19 protein-coding genes are annotated in these 14,725 nt (G+C 34.0%); 14 read left to right on the forward strand and 5 right to left on the reverse strand.

Going from position 1 to position 14,725, the window contains the following annotated elements:
* The first annotated feature begins 98 nt into the window (after nt 1-98).
* Nucleotides 99-647: an NUDIX hydrolase gene (locus C0W29_RS18525; RefSeq protein WP_036791424.1), complete on the forward strand. Its 549-nt coding sequence runs from the start codon at nt 99-101 to the stop codon at nt 645-647.
* Between the two features lie 57 nt (nt 648-704).
* Here C0W29_RS18525 and C0W29_RS18530 read toward each other — a convergent pair whose 3' ends face one another.
* Nucleotides 705-1,121, reverse strand: coding sequence for an META domain-containing protein (locus C0W29_RS18530; RefSeq protein ID WP_036791421.1), 417 nt, complete (start codon nt 1,119-1,121; stop codon nt 705-707).
* Between the two features lie 328 nt (nt 1,122-1,449).
* On the opposite strand from C0W29_RS18530, the gene C0W29_RS18535 reads away from it, so the two are divergent.
* The 4 genes from C0W29_RS18535 to C0W29_RS18550 all read left to right on the forward strand — a co-directional run bounded on the left by C0W29_RS18535 (nt 1,450) and on the right by C0W29_RS18550 (nt 3,514).
* Nucleotides 1,450-1,665: a DUF3820 family protein gene (locus tag C0W29_RS18535; RefSeq protein ID WP_036791418.1), complete on the forward strand. Its 216-nt coding sequence runs from the start codon at nt 1,450-1,452 to the stop codon at nt 1,663-1,665.
* A 14-nt stretch (nt 1,666-1,679) separates the two neighbouring features.
* Nucleotides 1,680-2,219 (forward strand): leucine-rich repeat domain-containing protein, encoded by a 540-nt coding sequence (locus tag C0W29_RS18540; RefSeq protein ID WP_045042942.1) that lies wholly within the window; start codon nt 1,680-1,682, stop codon nt 2,217-2,219.
* A 2-nt stretch (nt 2,220-2,221) separates the two neighbouring features.
* Nucleotides 2,222-2,605 (forward strand): SMU1112c/YaeR family gloxylase I-like metalloprotein, encoded by a 384-nt coding sequence (gene gloA2 / locus C0W29_RS18545; protein WP_045042943.1) that lies wholly within the window; start codon nt 2,222-2,224, stop codon nt 2,603-2,605.
* Nucleotides 2,606-2,722: 117 nt separating this feature from the next.
* Nucleotides 2,723-3,514 (forward strand): ParA family protein, encoded by a 792-nt coding sequence (locus tag C0W29_RS18550; RefSeq protein ID WP_045042944.1) that lies wholly within the window; start codon nt 2,723-2,725, stop codon nt 3,512-3,514.
* 48 nt (nt 3,515-3,562) lie between these two features.
* Here the strand turns inward: C0W29_RS18550 and C0W29_RS18555 are convergent, their stop codons facing one another.
* Nucleotides 3,563-4,408 (reverse strand): mechanosensitive ion channel family protein, encoded by an 846-nt coding sequence (locus C0W29_RS18555; RefSeq protein WP_045042945.1) that lies wholly within the window; start codon nt 4,406-4,408, stop codon nt 3,563-3,565.
* A gap of 290 nt (nt 4,409-4,698) precedes the next feature.
* Here C0W29_RS18555 and C0W29_RS18560 point away from each other — a divergent pair, with 290 nt between their 5' ends.
* Together C0W29_RS18560 and C0W29_RS18565 are read left to right on the forward strand one after the other, a co-directional pair.
* On the forward strand, nt 4,699-6,438 hold the full coding sequence (locus C0W29_RS18560) for a DUF4832 domain-containing protein (RefSeq protein ID WP_158260034.1): 1,740 nt from the start codon (nt 4,699-4,701) through the stop codon (nt 6,436-6,438).
* Between the two features lie 119 nt (nt 6,439-6,557).
* A complete protein-coding gene (locus C0W29_RS18565) occupies nt 6,558-7,082 on the forward strand; it encodes a rhodanese-like domain-containing protein (RefSeq protein WP_045045591.1) in 525 nt (174 codons plus the stop codon).
* Between the two features lie 74 nt (nt 7,083-7,156).
* On the opposite strand, the gene C0W29_RS18570 is transcribed toward C0W29_RS18565, so the two are convergent.
* Nucleotides 7,157-7,579: a DUF3010 family protein gene (locus C0W29_RS18570; protein ID WP_045042949.1), complete on the reverse strand. Its 423-nt coding sequence runs from the start codon at nt 7,577-7,579 to the stop codon at nt 7,157-7,159.
* Between the two features lie 295 nt (nt 7,580-7,874).
* Here C0W29_RS18570 and C0W29_RS21675 point away from each other — a divergent pair, with 295 nt between their 5' ends.
* Nucleotides 7,875-8,048, forward strand: coding sequence for a hypothetical protein (locus C0W29_RS21675; RefSeq protein ID WP_155395134.1), 174 nt, complete (start codon nt 7,875-7,877; stop codon nt 8,046-8,048).
* Between the two features lie 71 nt (nt 8,049-8,119).
* Here C0W29_RS21675 and C0W29_RS18575 read toward each other — a convergent pair whose 3' ends face one another.
* Both C0W29_RS18575 and C0W29_RS18580 read right to left on the reverse strand, forming a co-directional pair.
* Complete coding sequence (locus tag C0W29_RS18575) at nt 8,120-8,470, reverse strand: hypothetical protein (RefSeq protein ID WP_036791402.1); 351 nt, start codon at nt 8,468-8,470, stop codon at nt 8,120-8,122.
* 41 nt (nt 8,471-8,511) lie between these two features.
* A complete protein-coding gene (locus tag C0W29_RS18580; protein ID WP_036791400.1) occupies nt 8,512-9,018 on the reverse strand; it encodes a M48 metallopeptidase family protein in 507 nt (168 codons plus the stop codon).
* Between the two features lie 138 nt (nt 9,019-9,156).
* Here C0W29_RS18580 and C0W29_RS18585 point away from each other — a divergent pair, with 138 nt between their 5' ends.
* The 6 genes from C0W29_RS18585 (at nt 9,157) to C0W29_RS18610 (ending at nt 14,716) form a co-directional block, all read left to right on the forward strand.
* Nucleotides 9,157-9,603, forward strand: a complete 447-nt coding sequence (locus C0W29_RS18585; RefSeq protein ID WP_036791399.1) for a methyltransferase family protein — start codon at nt 9,157-9,159, stop codon at nt 9,601-9,603.
* A gap of 118 nt (nt 9,604-9,721) precedes the next feature.
* Nucleotides 9,722-10,255 (forward strand): molybdopterin adenylyltransferase, encoded by a 534-nt coding sequence (gene mog, locus C0W29_RS18590; RefSeq protein WP_036791397.1) that lies wholly within the window; start codon nt 9,722-9,724, stop codon nt 10,253-10,255.
* Nucleotides 10,256-10,568: 313 nt separating this feature from the next.
* Nucleotides 10,569-10,847: a hypothetical protein gene (locus tag C0W29_RS18595; protein ID WP_036791394.1), complete on the forward strand. Its 279-nt coding sequence runs from the start codon at nt 10,569-10,571 to the stop codon at nt 10,845-10,847.
* A gap of 604 nt (nt 10,848-11,451) precedes the next feature.
* The gene (locus C0W29_RS18600; protein ID WP_036791392.1) at nt 11,452-12,864 is read left to right on the forward strand and encodes an undecaprenyl-phosphate glucose phosphotransferase; all 1,413 of its coding nucleotides are present in this window, start codon (nt 11,452-11,454) and stop codon (nt 12,862-12,864) included.
* Nucleotides 12,865-12,867: 3 nt separating this feature from the next.
* The gene (locus C0W29_RS18605; RefSeq protein ID WP_045045592.1) at nt 12,868-14,175 is read left to right on the forward strand and encodes a hypothetical protein; all 1,308 of its coding nucleotides are present in this window, start codon (nt 12,868-12,870) and stop codon (nt 14,173-14,175) included.
* A gap of 1 nt (nt 14,176) precedes the next feature.
* On the forward strand, nt 14,177-14,716 hold the full coding sequence (locus tag C0W29_RS18610) for a polysaccharide biosynthesis/export family protein (RefSeq protein ID WP_065191341.1): 540 nt from the start codon (nt 14,177-14,179) through the stop codon (nt 14,714-14,716).
* Nucleotides 14,717-14,725: the final 9 nt, after the last annotated feature.

A 14,725-nucleotide genomic window follows, 5' to 3' on the forward strand; every position in this document is an offset into this window, starting at 1 on the left:
AAGCCTCCTGCTATGGAGGCTTTTTTATGGGTGTTATTCGTGTTTTAAGAACTAATTCGGTAGAATATTGGCTTGCAATGTAGAATGAGTAAATATTGATGCGTTTTTTAAAATCGTCAGTTCACGCTGATTTAGTCAATTTAGATCTTCAATCACCAACATTGACGATATATCACCGCCAAGCAACACGTGCGATTGTCCTTAATGGCGACAATATTTTGATGTTATACACTGCTCGTTATCATGATTATACCTTACCTGGTGGCGGCATTGATGTTGGAGAAGATCAGATTCAAGGCTTAATTCGAGAGTTAGAAGAAGAAACTGGCGCTACCAATATCCATGATATTGAACCGTTTGGAATGTATGAAGAGTTTCGACCTTGGTATAAACCAGAACATGATATTGTACATATGGAATCATTTTGTTATGTATGTAAAATCGATGCGCAATTAGGGGAAACACGGCTCGAGGATTATGAGAAGAAAAATGGCATGAAGCCAGTATGGATCAATATTTTTGATGCGATTACACACAATGAACATACGATGAGACATTCCGATAAGAAAGGGATGTCTATTGAGCGAGAAACGTTTTTATTAAAGCGCATTGTCGCTGAATTATTAGTAGCACCAATTACGCAATAAATTGTATAAAAATAAAATCCACAATAATTAAGCATTATTGTGGATATTAATCTCTAGTTATTTCTTTTCAACGCGCTTAAATGTTACGGTATGGTTATCTGAACTTAAGATCAATGTATTACTATTGACTAAAAATTTAGAGGGCCCTGTTAACATCTGCTTTACAAACCCGTCGACAGTAGCTTGCTCATTTTGAGGGCACATTTTTTGGGTTGAGATTAAATTTTTAGTCGTAAGATCTTGAGTTGTGATGCGCATTTTACCTGTTAACGTATTACAGCCTGAATAGCTAACGTTAAGGTTTTTATTAATCTGTAGTTGTGGCTTGATGGTCAAAGCATCTACAGGTTGGGTATAGCCATCGATTGAGCTTACTGTCCATGTATTAGCAAGGCCAACCGCATTTTGGGGTGAGCTTGCGCAACCAGTTAATATTGTTGCAATGAATAGCGTTGTTAATAGCGTTTTTCTCATGGATATTCTCTTAATCTTATGTGTAAGGTGTTGAGATGTAAATTATCTTTGATACTGGCAATTACTAAATAAGGGGCACAAAAAGTGTTGATTGATTACCGATCATATCCGTTTACTATCAATGAAAAAAACGGACGCTAAGTGTGACAAAGATCGCTAAAAATGTAAATGTTCAGTTGTTAAATAATAGGATATTAATCGAGTAAATTCCTGCATGGTATATATTGTTTTTAATATGGTAAGTTATGCCATGAAGGGATCTGTTCTGGGCGTGTCATTTATCGTCACGGCTGCCATAATAAGTTATTAATTTCGTTGGTGTGTATCTATGTTTCAAAAACAACATCTTATTCAATTAGCTAATATGAAAATGCCATTTGGTAAATATGCAGGTCGAGTACTGATCGATTTACCTGAAGAATATTTATTGTGGTTTCAAAAGCAAGGTTTTCCTGAAGGACAATTAGGAACACTGATGGCGTTAGCGCTTGAGTTTAAAATAGAAGGGCTAGAATCTGTAATTCGTCCCTTGAGACAAGATTAATAAAGGTATTAATAGTGAATAATAGCCGTATATGGTCGAGTATCATTGCCATTATCATCGGGTCTATAGTGACTGGGTGTGCGCAGCAGGTGCAACCATCGTTAACATCATTAACGTTTATTGATCCCAATTTTAAACGTTGCGTATTTGCACAAGGTGAAAAAAATATAAAGCAGATCACAACCTTAAAGTGTAGTCATTTTAATATACGAGATGCACGAGAAGTTCGCTATTTAAGCCACCTAAAAACATTGGATCTCTCATCAAACCAATTAACATATCTTGATGTAAGCCATAATCCACAGCTACAAGTTCTTAGTGTTGAACACAATAAATTAGCTAATTTAAATTTGACTCATAATCCACAATTGCAGATTGTTAATGTAAGTTTTAATCGTTTAAAAGCATTAAATGTCAGTCATAATCCGTTACTGACGTACTTAAATTATGATGATACGTCGATTGATCATGTTGATATTAGTCGTAATCCTCGTTTACTTACCCCTTTTCACACAATAGATGTGCCAAACGGCCCAACGATAATGGCGGAATAATAATGTTAAAAGCAATTCATCATGTAGCGATTATTTGTAGTGATTATTCTCGTTCAAAAGCGTTTTACACACAGTTATTACAACTAGAAATTATATCTGAAACTTACCGTGAAGATCGCGACTCATATAAATTAGATTTAAAACTACCAGATAATAGTCAAATAGAGTTGTTTTCATTTAATGGTGCTCCAAAACGTCAGAGTTACCCTGAAGCTCAGGGGTTACGTCATTTAGCTTTTGCTGTCGATGATGTAGCTGTTACAGTCGGCTATTTAGAAAAGAATGGAGTTGAGGTTGAGCCTATTCGTATTGATGAGTTAACGAATAAGGCATTTACTTTTTTTAGTGATCCTGATGGATTACCCCTAGAACTTTATCAGATTTAACAAACTGTAACTAATTATTGCGTATATAATATTAATTCAAATGATATGTTTAACTAACAACTATATGCATGAGTGTGTATAGTTGTTAATAGTTATCGATGATCAGGGATGAAGTTAATGCGTAGGATTATTTTTAATCAAAAAGGTGGTGTGGGAAAATCAAGTATAACTGTCAATTTAGCCGCAATCAGCGCAGCTAAAGGCTATAAAACATTAGTGATAGATCTTGATATACAAGGTAACAGTAGTGCTTATTTAGGGATTGATATTAATCAACCGAATGATAAAACAATTGCAGAGCTTCTAAATCAAACTGCATCTTGGTTTGCGGTGTCGACGCCGATCAGTGCTTATCCTCAAGCAACAGCATATGATAATTTATTTATTATTCCTTCCAGCCCAAAACTTGATAAGTTAGAAGTTGAACTTGAACGACGTTATAAAATTTATAAGCTTCGTGAAGTGCTCGATGTATTAGCGGCTGATTTTGACCGTATCTATATTGATACGCCACCGAATTTAAATTTTTATACTAAGTCGGGTTTAATCGCAGCGCATAAGTTATTAATTCCTTTTGACTGCGATAGTTTCTCTCAGCAAGCTTTAATTAAAGTGATGGATAATCTCGCAGAGTTACGTGATGATCATAACCGTGATTTAGAGTTAGAAGGCATCGTGGTGAATATGTTTAATACTCAAGCAAAGTTTCCTCGTCAAATTATTGAGGAGATCAAAACATTGGGTTTTCCTATTTTAGAGCCGTATTTACCCCAATCGATAAAAATGAAAGAATCGCATTACCAGCAGTGCCCAATGCTATATTTTGATCCTAAGCATAAGTTAACTCAGCAATTTATCGGATTGTATGATGGTATTGAAACTGCAGTAACACTGGAGAATAAAGCATAGATGGAATTTGAATTAATGGTAATTCATGGTTGAATTACCATTAACTGATTATGCGGTAGTCGCTGGAAAAGCGCGTTCATATTCTTCCATGAAATCACGACGAATCTCTTGTTCAAGGTGTGTTGCTCGTTCTGTTGGACAAAAGAGCATAAAATGAACGATTTGTTCACCAGTCGTTGAACTACTGATATGTATATGAGGTTCAGAACCAGGTAGATCGAGCCCTGCATGTTTTTCTATTATGCTGTTATAGCGGCGGGCAACCTCAATAAAGTCTTCACTGTGGTGATCAATTTTAGTGATGATTGTAGGTAGTAAAGGGTAAAGATTAACAAAATCTCTGACTACGATGGAAAAGTTATGATAAACATAGCGTTTCATGAAATTGAGATTTTTTACCGGATAAGTGAAAAACATGCTGTTTGGTAACGTTGCCGTTTTTCCGGTGTAATGATACTGGCCATGGTGAAGATCTATTTCTTGAATGACTGTCGCCATCATATTGTGCTCAATAACCTCACCACAAATTTTTCCAACTTCTATCCAGTCACCTATTCGAAATGATCGTGAACTTGCGCGTTGTATAGAGCCCGTAAAGCAAAGAATGATTTCTTTTGAAGCAACAACAATAGCGACAGCAATGGCTGTTACTGATAAAGCGAATTCATTTATTTCTGAACGCCATAATATAAATAGTATAACGAGCGTAAAAATAAACGTACCGTTCTTAGTACGAGACATCCATTTTCGCTGGGTTTCAGTCACAAAAAATTCGTCACCCCGTACTTGTGACAGTACAATACGTCGAGCGATTGTGATAATCACAATAATTAGTGCGGTAAAAAGAAGTTTATTGGTTAATAAATAGGTGAATGTTTCAGTTATTATACCCATGAATTCCTTTATCTTGACGGTATTAGAGGATTAATATAACAAAAATCCCATATTTTTACGCTTAAATCTAGTAATAAATTTTACATTCTATTTCTTGGTAATTATCTATTGTAGTCATGACAAGTAGTTATATAAATACAATAGATTTATAAAATTATGTGGTTGTTTTTTGTAGAATTTAGTTTTCACCTCAAATAATTAATATTACTGTTTAAGTTATTCATGTTATCAATATAATGCGCCCTAAATATACTATCAAGTTATTGATATTACTTATTATAGAGCACACAATGAGTTCAACTTTACTTTCATTTCTAATTGTTTCATCTGTATTAAACCCTACCGCTAATAACAATAATACGCATAGTTTTACTGGTGAAAATAACTTATCTGTAGTTATTCCAAAGCAAAGTAACAAGGTATTAACTAATCCAGGTATTGGTTTTACAGAGTTACAACGCGTTGTTAGTAATGATCCTGAGAATCCTTTTTATGAAGGTAAACCAGTCATCTCTTATCCTGATACTAGTACGATATATTACCGTTGGTACTGGGATCAATTAACAACAGCAACAGATCCTAATCTTAATGAAAGGATGCTTGAGAAAAAAATTGATAACGTATTAGAAGAGGCCGCTGCTGTAAATAAAAAGGTTGTGATTCGTTTCATGGCATTACGGGGTAAAAATGATCCTATATATGATGCTGATGTAAATAAAGATAGTAGTGGTATTCCATGCTGGTTAGTACAAGAGTTATATGGTCATGGTCTTAATGGTAGTAGTTGTCACCTATCAGATAAGGAAGCGGTGAGTATGTTTAAAAATCCTTTGTTTATTCATCGCATGCAGCAATTTCTTGATGCACTCGGTAAGCGTTATGATAACAATAAGACGTTATTACGTATTGATATGGGTATGGTGGGGACTTGGGGTGAATGGAATCTTTCTGGGTATGCGGCAAAGACGAGCAATAGCGTAGGATTAGTTGATAATGGCTATACTTTACATAATCTAGAGCCGTATATTGCAGCACTGGTTCATGCTTTTCCACATACTCCTAAAACGATGCTAGGAACGGATAAAGGAGACTTTCTTAGTTATGCTACGAATCGTGGTTTTGGGTGGCGAGTTGATTGTCTTGGTGATTGGAGTAAAGGCTGGAGTGAAATGGAAGATGGTTATCCTGGATTAATCGCCCATGCTTCAGATATACAGACAAATACAGCTCCTGATGTTTTGTTTGATCAGCGTTGGAAGAAATCCGCCGTTGATTTTGAAATTTGCCAAGACTCACTTCAGGATTGGAGTAATATTAAAAATCCATTACATCTTACCTATGATCAAGTTCAGCAAACATTTGATTTTGCATTAAAAGAGCATGCCTCATTGATTGATGCAAAATCACATCAAATTCCTAATATATATCAACCTTTGCTTACTGCATTTTTAAATAAATTAGGATATAGATATCAACTTAATGAGGTTGATTATAGTCGTAATATTCCAAAAAATGGAACATTGATAATTAATAGTCAGTGGCAAAATTTAGGCGTAGCGCCTAGTTATATTAATTATCCTGTGACATGGCGATTACGTACCGCTAATGGCAGTATAATCGCTTATCATACCTCCAACGCAAAAATAGAAAATTGGTTTCCTGCGGCAGATTATGAGGATCAATCGCCAATATATAAAGTGTCAGATCATTTCCAGCTTGGTAATCAAATATCAAAAGGGCAATATTTTCTTGATGTAGGATTGGTTGAAAAAGGTACATATAATGCCAAGGTTTTATTAGCAAATGATACTAAAATGACAACGGATACAGGTCAATCTTATACCATAAATAATAATGTAATTAAAAACAATAATAGTATTGTTAGTTATGTTGATAATAATCATTATTTATATAATGGTAATGTTAAATATCCATCATCATTTTTTTTTGATAAGCATAGTGAACAATATATTAAGCAACAAAATAATATTGGACGTTGGAATGAAATAGCAACAATTAATGTTATTTAATTTATTATGAAAATAATAGCCTTGATATGGTTATATTTAACAATATTGTTTTATTTAAATAGACTAAGCGTTAAAATTAGTAGAATGTAGTTATTATAAAATATAATAGGGATGTAATAATGCACATATTTACCGATCGTAAACATATTATTATTGATACTCGTTCAGAGAAAGAGTTTATTGATCATCATGTTGAAAATAGTGTTTTTGTAGGTTTCCATGGTGTAGGGTTTAAATATTGGTTGGAATTATTATTACCTGATAAGAGTATTGATATTGAAGTGATTACAGATCGTAGTTGTCAGCAAGTGATTGATACTATAAAAAGTTTGGGTTATGAGCATGTTAGTGTGTTTACTGATATAACAGAGAGTACTTCATTAGCAACAATTCAGTCGTTGCCGGATTCTGACGTTAAAGTATTAGATGTATGTCAAAGTGATTTATCTCAAACTGATGCTGAATACTTACCTGTCTCTGAAATTATTCAAGGAAAGTTTCAACATAGTGAATCTCCATATATTGTACATTGTGATAAAAGTTATCGTTCATTAATTGCAGTTTCATTATTGAAATTATTGGGGCTTTGTAAACTGATATATGTAGATAAAGATGAATTGGATAAACAACAAAAACTTAAATAAATATGGTTTAGTTTGATGAAGTAAAGCAGAAGTCTGTAGAAAGACTTCTGCTTTTTTATTATTTAGTACGTTAATTAACGACCAAGAAATGCATAACCTGTTGTAAATGCGGCTTCTTGGAATTGGCGTAAACCCGTTGCACGGAAATCAATCGCCATAGGATTGCGTTTTAATTTCTCTTTAATGTCTGCATTTGACATAAAGTTAACATCAAGACCATCAATTAATTGAATAGCGGATTCAAGTTTAAAGCCTACAGAACTTCCTGCAAATTTTCCGCGTGTTTCACGTGTACGGATAACTACTTTTTCTATTTTGTAGTCATCAAGTAGTTTTTTAAATGCAAATTGGAAATCTCTCATTTTTTGGTTATCAAGAGAATTATCCATAATGAACTTCTGAGTGCGACACTCTGGAATACCGATCATTCCACCTTCTAATGTTAGTAGGCAAATAATAGCTTCGTTACTACGTAGTTCAACTGAACAAATTTTCATGTTTATACCTGAATCATAATATTTTGGTCGTTATTGTAGGCTAAAAAGCGATTAGCTGTTAGTGATGGAGTGGTTTTTTATCAATATTGTTGTTGAAACTGACATCCTTGCCTTCATCAGAAAATATTTGCAGAAAGGGACGTTAATTAGTGGCTGAAATTTCCTCAATTACCACATTAGCTTACATAATCGTACAATGAAAAAGCCAAAACAGGAAAAGAGATAAAAAAGATGTTCTGTTTTTAGCTTGGGCTAGCTGGGTCACAATGATGGGGTACTTAAAGGAGAGAATACTATGAATAATGAATTATTTAGCAGTGAAAATACAACAATGTTAACTTTTTTTAAACATCAGTTATCAGTGGCTCAAACAAACGATGAATACGCTGCTATCATAGCAATGATTAGATTATGTAACTGGGATCCTAAGCATTTCCAACAAGATGACGTTCACGTAAGCCACTATTAATTGGTCATATAAGTTATGTATATAGATTACAATGCCAACGACGAACCGTCGTTGGCAGTAATTATTGCCGTTTAGTTGCGCTTAGCTGGAGTGTATGAGCGACCTGCAGCTTGGTATGTTTCTTTATCGTTAATTTCAAATGTCGTGTAGAAGAACCAAGCAATAAAACGCATTAATTCATCATTAGCATTCATTACCCACTCGGCAAACTCTTCTTCTTCACCTTGGTCGTTTTCTTGAGTGAAAACGTGGTAAATACGCTGTTGCCCGTCGATTTCAGCAAGACTAAAGTGACCAATCATTGCTGCTGCTGTTTCTGCAATTTCAGGCTCTTCATTATCTTTTAATGCATTTAAGATCGCTGAAACGCTATCGAGCTCTGCCAATTCTTTTACTAAAATCTCAAATTCTTCTTGTTGCATGATGTTGTCTCTTCATTTTACATATAATGGCTATGATAACCTCATTTGTAAATAGAACCAAAATGTTCGACTTGTGTTAGATACATGCGCATATCAAATTCAAGTTGATGGTATTGGGGCTCCATGTGGCAGCAAAGTTGATAGAATGCTTTATTGTGATCTTTTTCTCTTAAGTGAGCTAATTCATGCACTACAATCATACGTAAAAAAGGTAAAGGGGCTTGCTTAAATATTGTCGCAATTCTAATTTCATGCTTTGCTTTAAGCTTATTACCATGGACACGAGAAATAAACGTATGTAGCCCTAGTGCATGATTGATAACATTAATTTTGTTGTCGTAGCCAACTTTACTAATTGGGGCTGACTTTTTTAAATATTGATTTTTTAGTTCAATCACATAATCGTATAAAGCTTTTTCAGTTTTAATCGTATGTGGTGTTGGATAACGGTTAAGTAATAAGGTTTTTAGTTGATCTTTTTCAATTAATTGCTGAACTTGATCAACGAGGTGAGGGGGGTAACCTTGAATATATTTGAGTTGTTGCATGACCGCTATTACTCTTAACCAAAAGCTTTATGCTATAAGGTGGCAACTGTCGAGGCAACCTTATTATTGGGTAAAATGAAATTAATATATATTATATTCGATGAATAATATGATTATCAGTTGTAAGGATGAGTAACTGTGTCTTTGAAAATACCCCCTCCAATATTAACCGTTGTGGCATTACTTACCATGTATGGCTGTACGATTTTTATTCCATTATGGCAATTTAAGACGCTTTGGCTTGTGGCTATTCCATTAATCATTGTTGCGGTAATCATTGGCTTGTTGTCGGTATTAGCGTTAGCAAAAGCGGATACAACGGTTAGCCCTTTTACACCAGAAAAAACAGCTCGGTTGGTTACGCGAGGTATATATCAATATAGTCGTAACCCAATGTATTTAAGTTTGTTATTTTTACTTATTGCAGCAGTGTTTATTAGTGGTGAGTTATCTACAAGCTTGGTAGTAATCGTCTTTGTGTTAGTCATTAATCGCTATCAGATTGGGCCAGAAGAAAAGATACTTATGCATTTGTTTGGGGATGAGTATCGTCACTATTGTCAACGCGTCAGGCGCTGGTGCTAGATACTTATATTATTTATGCTTTACCAGCTTACTGATTTGCATACACTATAGAGCAATTGATAATGATAGGGATGTTACTATTAACTGTAATATTGAGTTTAAATGAATGAGGCAGTATATGAGTAAAGCAAAAATAGGTATCGTAACCGTTAGTGATCGAGCCAGTGCTGGTGTTTATGAAGACATCTCAGGGCAAGCAATCATTGATACACTGAATGACTACCTTACTTCAGCGTGGGAGCCTGTTTATCAAGTGATTCCTGATGAGCAGGATGTGATTGAGAGCACTTTGATTGATCTCGCTGATAATCATAATTGTAGTTTAATTGTCACTACTGGTGGTACTGGGCCGGCTAAACGTGATGTTACTCCAGAAGCAACGGAAGCGGTATGTGATCGTATGATGCCTGGTTTTGGTGAGTTAATGCGTGCAGAATCGCTAAAATTTGTACCAACGGCTATTTTGTCACGTCAAACGGCAGGCCTTCGAGGCGATAGTTTGATCATTAATTTACCAGGAAAGCCTAAATCTATCCGCGAATGTTTAGATGCTGTATTTCCTGCGGTGCCTTACTGTATTGATCTGATGGATGGCCCATTTCTTGTGTGTGATGAAAGTGTGATTAAACCTTTTCGTCCAAAACAGAAATAAGCGAATAGTACATAGCGGCACAAGGTGTCGCTTTGTTATCTAAATATAAATAGAACCAAGATCACAAAATTAAAATATAAATATCACTGATATATTAATAATACACGGTTCAATATTTTATTTTCTAATGTGATTTTATATTTTGTTATTTTTCAATTGGTTAATGAGAACTTTCTGATATTTTAAATCATTTAAGATTATTTTTCTTACTTATTATATCCATATTGTGAATTGTTTTTATTCGTTATTTATAATATTCTCATGCAAAGTTTTACTGTTAGCTGCAGATAAGTGCTATTGCGTGGGTTTGAATATGGATGTTAAGCAAAGTTGGGGTTTTATTTCTATCTCTCTAGGGGTTGTGTCTCTTTTATGGGGCGTTATTTCATTGAGTGGAATGGTTGGTCAAGAGCATGTATTTACTGAAATGGGATCATTTCTAACCATGACAGGATCTGATTTGTATAATAGCACTTATGCTGAAAATATCTTGGCAGCTGAACGTCATAAAAATTTTGTTGTGTTATTAGCTGGTATTGTAATGGCAACTATTGGTTCGTTATTAATGAAAATGCGCTTGTTCAAGTTGTAAGAAGTATTTCAGCCATGTTTATTAATTAATAAGTATGGCTGATACTCTTAAATAGTTAATGTCACTTCATTCTTTGAATGTGTTCACAGTATAAATACTTTTCGTGTTTGTTATCGTGCAGTAATAGGCTGCCTATGTAATATTGATTAAGTTTGGCCACTCTGGATAAATGACAATGTTATTTTTTAGAGTACTATTATTACTGTTCTCTCGTCATTTCTTTCTTTCTTCATAAAAAAATCTAAATTTTATAATGATATTTTTGTTTTAATTTTATTTAATCACTATTGCAATTGTATAGTATTTTATATTTGATTTTAAAACTAAACTCTTAACCTATTGTTTTTAATGTCTTTTTTGTTTTTCTTATTCATAGTGTCAAATTTTCAGCGATTAAATATTTCTGATAGGTATTATTTCATAATAAAAGCGACAAATAGTTGACGGTCTGCTGATTTTTTACAGTATAATTATAGAGTGAGTATATGTTTTTATAAGTAGTTATTACTATGGACTATGTCGATCTATAACGTGGAATTATTAGAAAGCAGTGAAAATGACATTGCTCATTATATATTAGTAGTGCTAGGGGCTAGTTTAAGCGATGAAGATACAAGCTATAAAAATAGCAGATGATGGTTATGCTGTATTAATCAAAGCCAGTGATTTTTTGCTGATCAATTTGACATTAACCTTTCTTATTTCTTTACGTGGTGTAAGTGAAACAGCTGTTGGTTTAGCAGCTAGTTTTCTCTTTGCTGTTATTTTCTTACTTATTGGAGAATATTGTGGATTGTATAAGCAATATGTCCGTAAAGATTATTATCACACAATAATAAAAACATTATTAACTTTCTTTTTATCATTTATAGTGTGGAATATTTTATGTCAGCAATTGAACTCATTTGAAGGTGTTAATGATACTCATTTAAATCATGTTGTTGTTTGGCAATGGATTCTATTTTCCATTAGTTGCGTGGTTATTGTTAAATTTTTAGTTATTTTTGCTATTCGCGAGTTTTTGAAGCGAAATTCTAATATTAGACGAATAGCTATATTAGGAATGACTAAAGGTGGTATTGCAATTGAACATGCATTAAGAAAAGATATTCGTTATCAGAAATTTGAAATATCTTATTTTGATGATCGTGATGAAAGTCGATTTGGCTATTTATCAAAATCACAGCTTCATGGGAATATCGCTCAATTAGTGCAGTTAGCTAAAAATGGTGAAATTGATGAAGTTTATATCGCTTTGCCTATGGCCGCTAAAGATCGTATTCAGAAATTTTTGAGATTGTTATCAGATACGATTGTTGAAACTTACATTGTTCCTGATTTATATACTTATGATCTAAATGTAAGCCAGATTCGTACTATTGGTAATGTTCAAACATTTAGTGTTTTTGGCTCTCCGTTTGAAGGAATGGGCGCGGTATTAAAGCGCATCGAAGACATTATTATTAGTAGCGTTATTATTCTATTGATTTCACCTGTATTGGTTGCTGTTGCTATTGGTGTTAAACGCAGCTCTCCTGGTCCGGTACTATTTAAACAAGATCGCTATGGTTTAGGCGGTAAAAAAATTCGAGTATGGAAATTTCGCTCTATGGGCGTGATGGAAAACGATTCTGTGGTTACTCAGGCAACCAAGAATGATCCGCGAGTAACTAAATTTGGTGGATTTATTCGCCGTACATCATTAGATGAATTACCACAGTTTTTTAATGTGCTACAGGGGAGTATGTCAATTGTTGGCCCTCGGCCACATGCTGTCGCTCATAATGAAGAATATCGAGTTCTCGTTAATAAATACATGTTACGCCATAAGGTTAAGCCTGGTATTACCGGTTTGGCACAGATTAAGGGTTTCCGTGGTGAGACTGACACACTAGATAAAATGGAAATGCGTATAAAGTACGACCTACAATATATTCAGAACTGGAGTCTTTCAAAAGACTTGAAGATTATTTTTCTTACTATATTTAAAGGTTTTGTCAGCGAGACAGCGTACTAGATTATGTATTTATTTAAGGCGAAGAAAGTTCAGTTATTGCTAGTAGGTTGTATCTGTGCAGCCTCCAGTTTTGCAGTAAATGCTGATAGTACTTTTCAAGACTCTAAACATATAGATCCTTTTTTAGGTTTAGAATTTTCTTCATCCGTCAGTAGCGGTTATGGTTTTGATGATAATGTCCTTCATCAGCGTAATAGTCATATTATTAGTTCTGATTATTATACGTTAAAACCAACTTTTAGTGTTTTTGGTCAGCGTAATACTAAAAACTTTGGGCTTTATTATTTAGGTAATTATCGACATTATAATAATAATGTTGTTAAAAGTGATAGTTATGATGACCATCAGCTCAATGGCGTTTTCAACTGGGAATTAGGTATTCGTCATCATTTAGAATTGACGGGTAGCTATAGTAAAAATCATGAAGCGTTAGGTACGGGTGTTACTCAAGGCTTTTTCTTTGATAGTGATACCTCGCTGAAGAATATCGCTACTTTTAATGCATTTAATATTAGCCATGACATTGGTCGAACAGATAAAAAAGTTGATGCTAAATATACCTATGGTGCGAAAGGAGCCAAAGGTAATATTATTGTTGATTTATCACAAGCGCATACTAATTATGACATTCTTAATAGTTATCAATCGGCATTTAAAAATTATTTAGAAAATGAGAATGTTACAGAGAATGATGCAAGGATAGTTTTTAGACACCAATATACAGACAGAACACGTTTTGATTATACTTTGATGTATAAAGACTTTAATTATATTAATAGTGAACGTGATAATAACGAGCTGATTGGTGCTTTTTCTGTATTCAGCCAAGTCACGGGGAAGTCTAAACTAGAAGCTACCGTGTCTAAAGTACAAAAGAAAATGCAAAGCACACATTTTTCGGGTGTGAATTGGGATGTTTCTTATAAATGGCAACCTGTTGATTACTCGACAATAATATTAAAAACTTCAAGTGAAGCAAAAGAGTCAGATAATACGGGCGATTTTGTCCAATCTTTTCAAAATGGCATTACTTGGAAGCATCAATTTTTAGGGCATATAACGAGTTTGTTGTCTTATAAGCATACCTCGAATAAGTATCATATTCGAAAGCGGACTGATCGGTATGATGACTTAGCATTAAGTTTACACTACTTATTCAGACCTAAAATAGAGTTTGTATTTGATTATCAATATATATTATTTCATACAGATAATAGTACGGATCCGGTATTTATTGATGGTAATTCTTATGGGAGACAATTAGGTTATGAGCAAAATCAATTTGGTTTATCAGTCAAAGTGGCGATTTAAAATGAAAAAAATAGTAGCTTTTATTTGGATCTTAACCGTGAGTTTATTTATGAGTACTACTGCGTCAGCAGCATCAAAAATAACGAGCGAAAATTATTTACTAGGTGCTGGCGATCAAATTCAGATTTTAGTTTATAACGAAGCTGATTTATCTATGAAATTAAAAATAGATGAAAGTGGTAATATTATTTACCCCTTAATTGGTAAATTACAACTCGCGGGGAAAACACCGGATCAAGTCGCTATTGATATTCGTGAACGATTGAAAAATGGTTATATCAATAATCCTATGGTCACTGTTTCTATGCTTGAATTCCGTCCGATGTATGTTTCTGGTGAAGTTAAAACACCGGGTAGTTATGAATATCAGCCAGGACTAACGTTAGAGAAAGCCATTGCAGTTGCTGGTGGTTTTACTGATCGCGCAGATCGTAGCGACATTGATATTCGCCGTGCAAATGGTCAACTATTGAAAGATGTTACGGCAACTCAAGCTGTCTATCCTGGTGATACAGTTATTATAGATCAAAGCTTTTTCTAGATTAGGGTA

It is taken from the genome of Photobacterium kishitanii (genome assembly GCF_003026355.1).
Classification (GTDB): domain Bacteria; phylum Pseudomonadota; class Gammaproteobacteria; order Enterobacterales; family Vibrionaceae; genus Photobacterium; species Photobacterium kishitanii.

What these genes read in the sequence shown, in the direction of transcription:
- C0W29_RS18525 (WP_036791424.1), top strand. Translation starts at nt 99, where the DNA reads ATGCGTTTTTTAAAATCGTCAGTTCACGCTGATTTAGTCAATTTAGAT.
- C0W29_RS18530 (WP_036791421.1), bottom strand. Translation starts at nt 1,121, where the DNA reads ATGAGAAAAACGCTATTAACAACGCTATTCATTGCAACAATATTAACT.
- C0W29_RS18535 (WP_036791418.1), top strand. Translation starts at nt 1,450, where the DNA reads ATGTTTCAAAAACAACATCTTATTCAATTAGCTAATATGAAAATGCCA.
- gloA2 (WP_045042943.1), top strand. Translation starts at nt 2,222, where the DNA reads ATGTTAAAAGCAATTCATCATGTAGCGATTATTTGTAGTGATTATTCT.
- C0W29_RS18550 (WP_045042944.1), top strand. Translation starts at nt 2,723, where the DNA reads ATGCGTAGGATTATTTTTAATCAAAAAGGTGGTGTGGGAAAATCAAGT.
- C0W29_RS18555 (WP_045042945.1), bottom strand. Translation starts at nt 4,408, where the DNA reads ATGGGTATAATAACTGAAACATTCACCTATTTATTAACCAATAAACTT.
- C0W29_RS18560 (WP_158260034.1), top strand. Translation starts at nt 4,699, where the DNA reads ATGAGTTCAACTTTACTTTCATTTCTAATTGTTTCATCTGTATTAAAC.
- C0W29_RS18565 (WP_045045591.1), top strand. Translation starts at nt 6,558, where the DNA reads ATGCACATATTTACCGATCGTAAACATATTATTATTGATACTCGTTCA.
- C0W29_RS18570 (WP_045042949.1), bottom strand. Translation starts at nt 7,579, where the DNA reads ATGAAAATTTGTTCAGTTGAACTACGTAGTAACGAAGCTATTATTTGC.
- C0W29_RS21675 (WP_155395134.1), top strand. Translation starts at nt 7,875, where the DNA reads ATGAATAATGAATTATTTAGCAGTGAAAATACAACAATGTTAACTTTT.
- C0W29_RS18575 (WP_036791402.1), bottom strand. Translation starts at nt 8,470, where the DNA reads ATGCAACAAGAAGAATTTGAGATTTTAGTAAAAGAATTGGCAGAGCTC.
- C0W29_RS18580 (WP_036791400.1), bottom strand. Translation starts at nt 9,018, where the DNA reads ATGCAACAACTCAAATATATTCAAGGTTACCCCCCTCACCTCGTTGAT.
- mog (WP_036791397.1), top strand. Translation starts at nt 9,722, where the DNA reads ATGAGTAAAGCAAAAATAGGTATCGTAACCGTTAGTGATCGAGCCAGT.
- C0W29_RS18595 (WP_036791394.1), top strand. Translation starts at nt 10,569, where the DNA reads ATGGATGTTAAGCAAAGTTGGGGTTTTATTTCTATCTCTCTAGGGGTT.
- C0W29_RS18600 (WP_036791392.1), top strand. Translation starts at nt 11,452, where the DNA reads ATGAAGATACAAGCTATAAAAATAGCAGATGATGGTTATGCTGTATTA.
- C0W29_RS18605 (WP_045045592.1), top strand. Translation starts at nt 12,868, where the DNA reads ATGTATTTATTTAAGGCGAAGAAAGTTCAGTTATTGCTAGTAGGTTGT.
- C0W29_RS18610 (WP_065191341.1), top strand. Translation starts at nt 14,177, where the DNA reads ATGAAAAAAATAGTAGCTTTTATTTGGATCTTAACCGTGAGTTTATTT.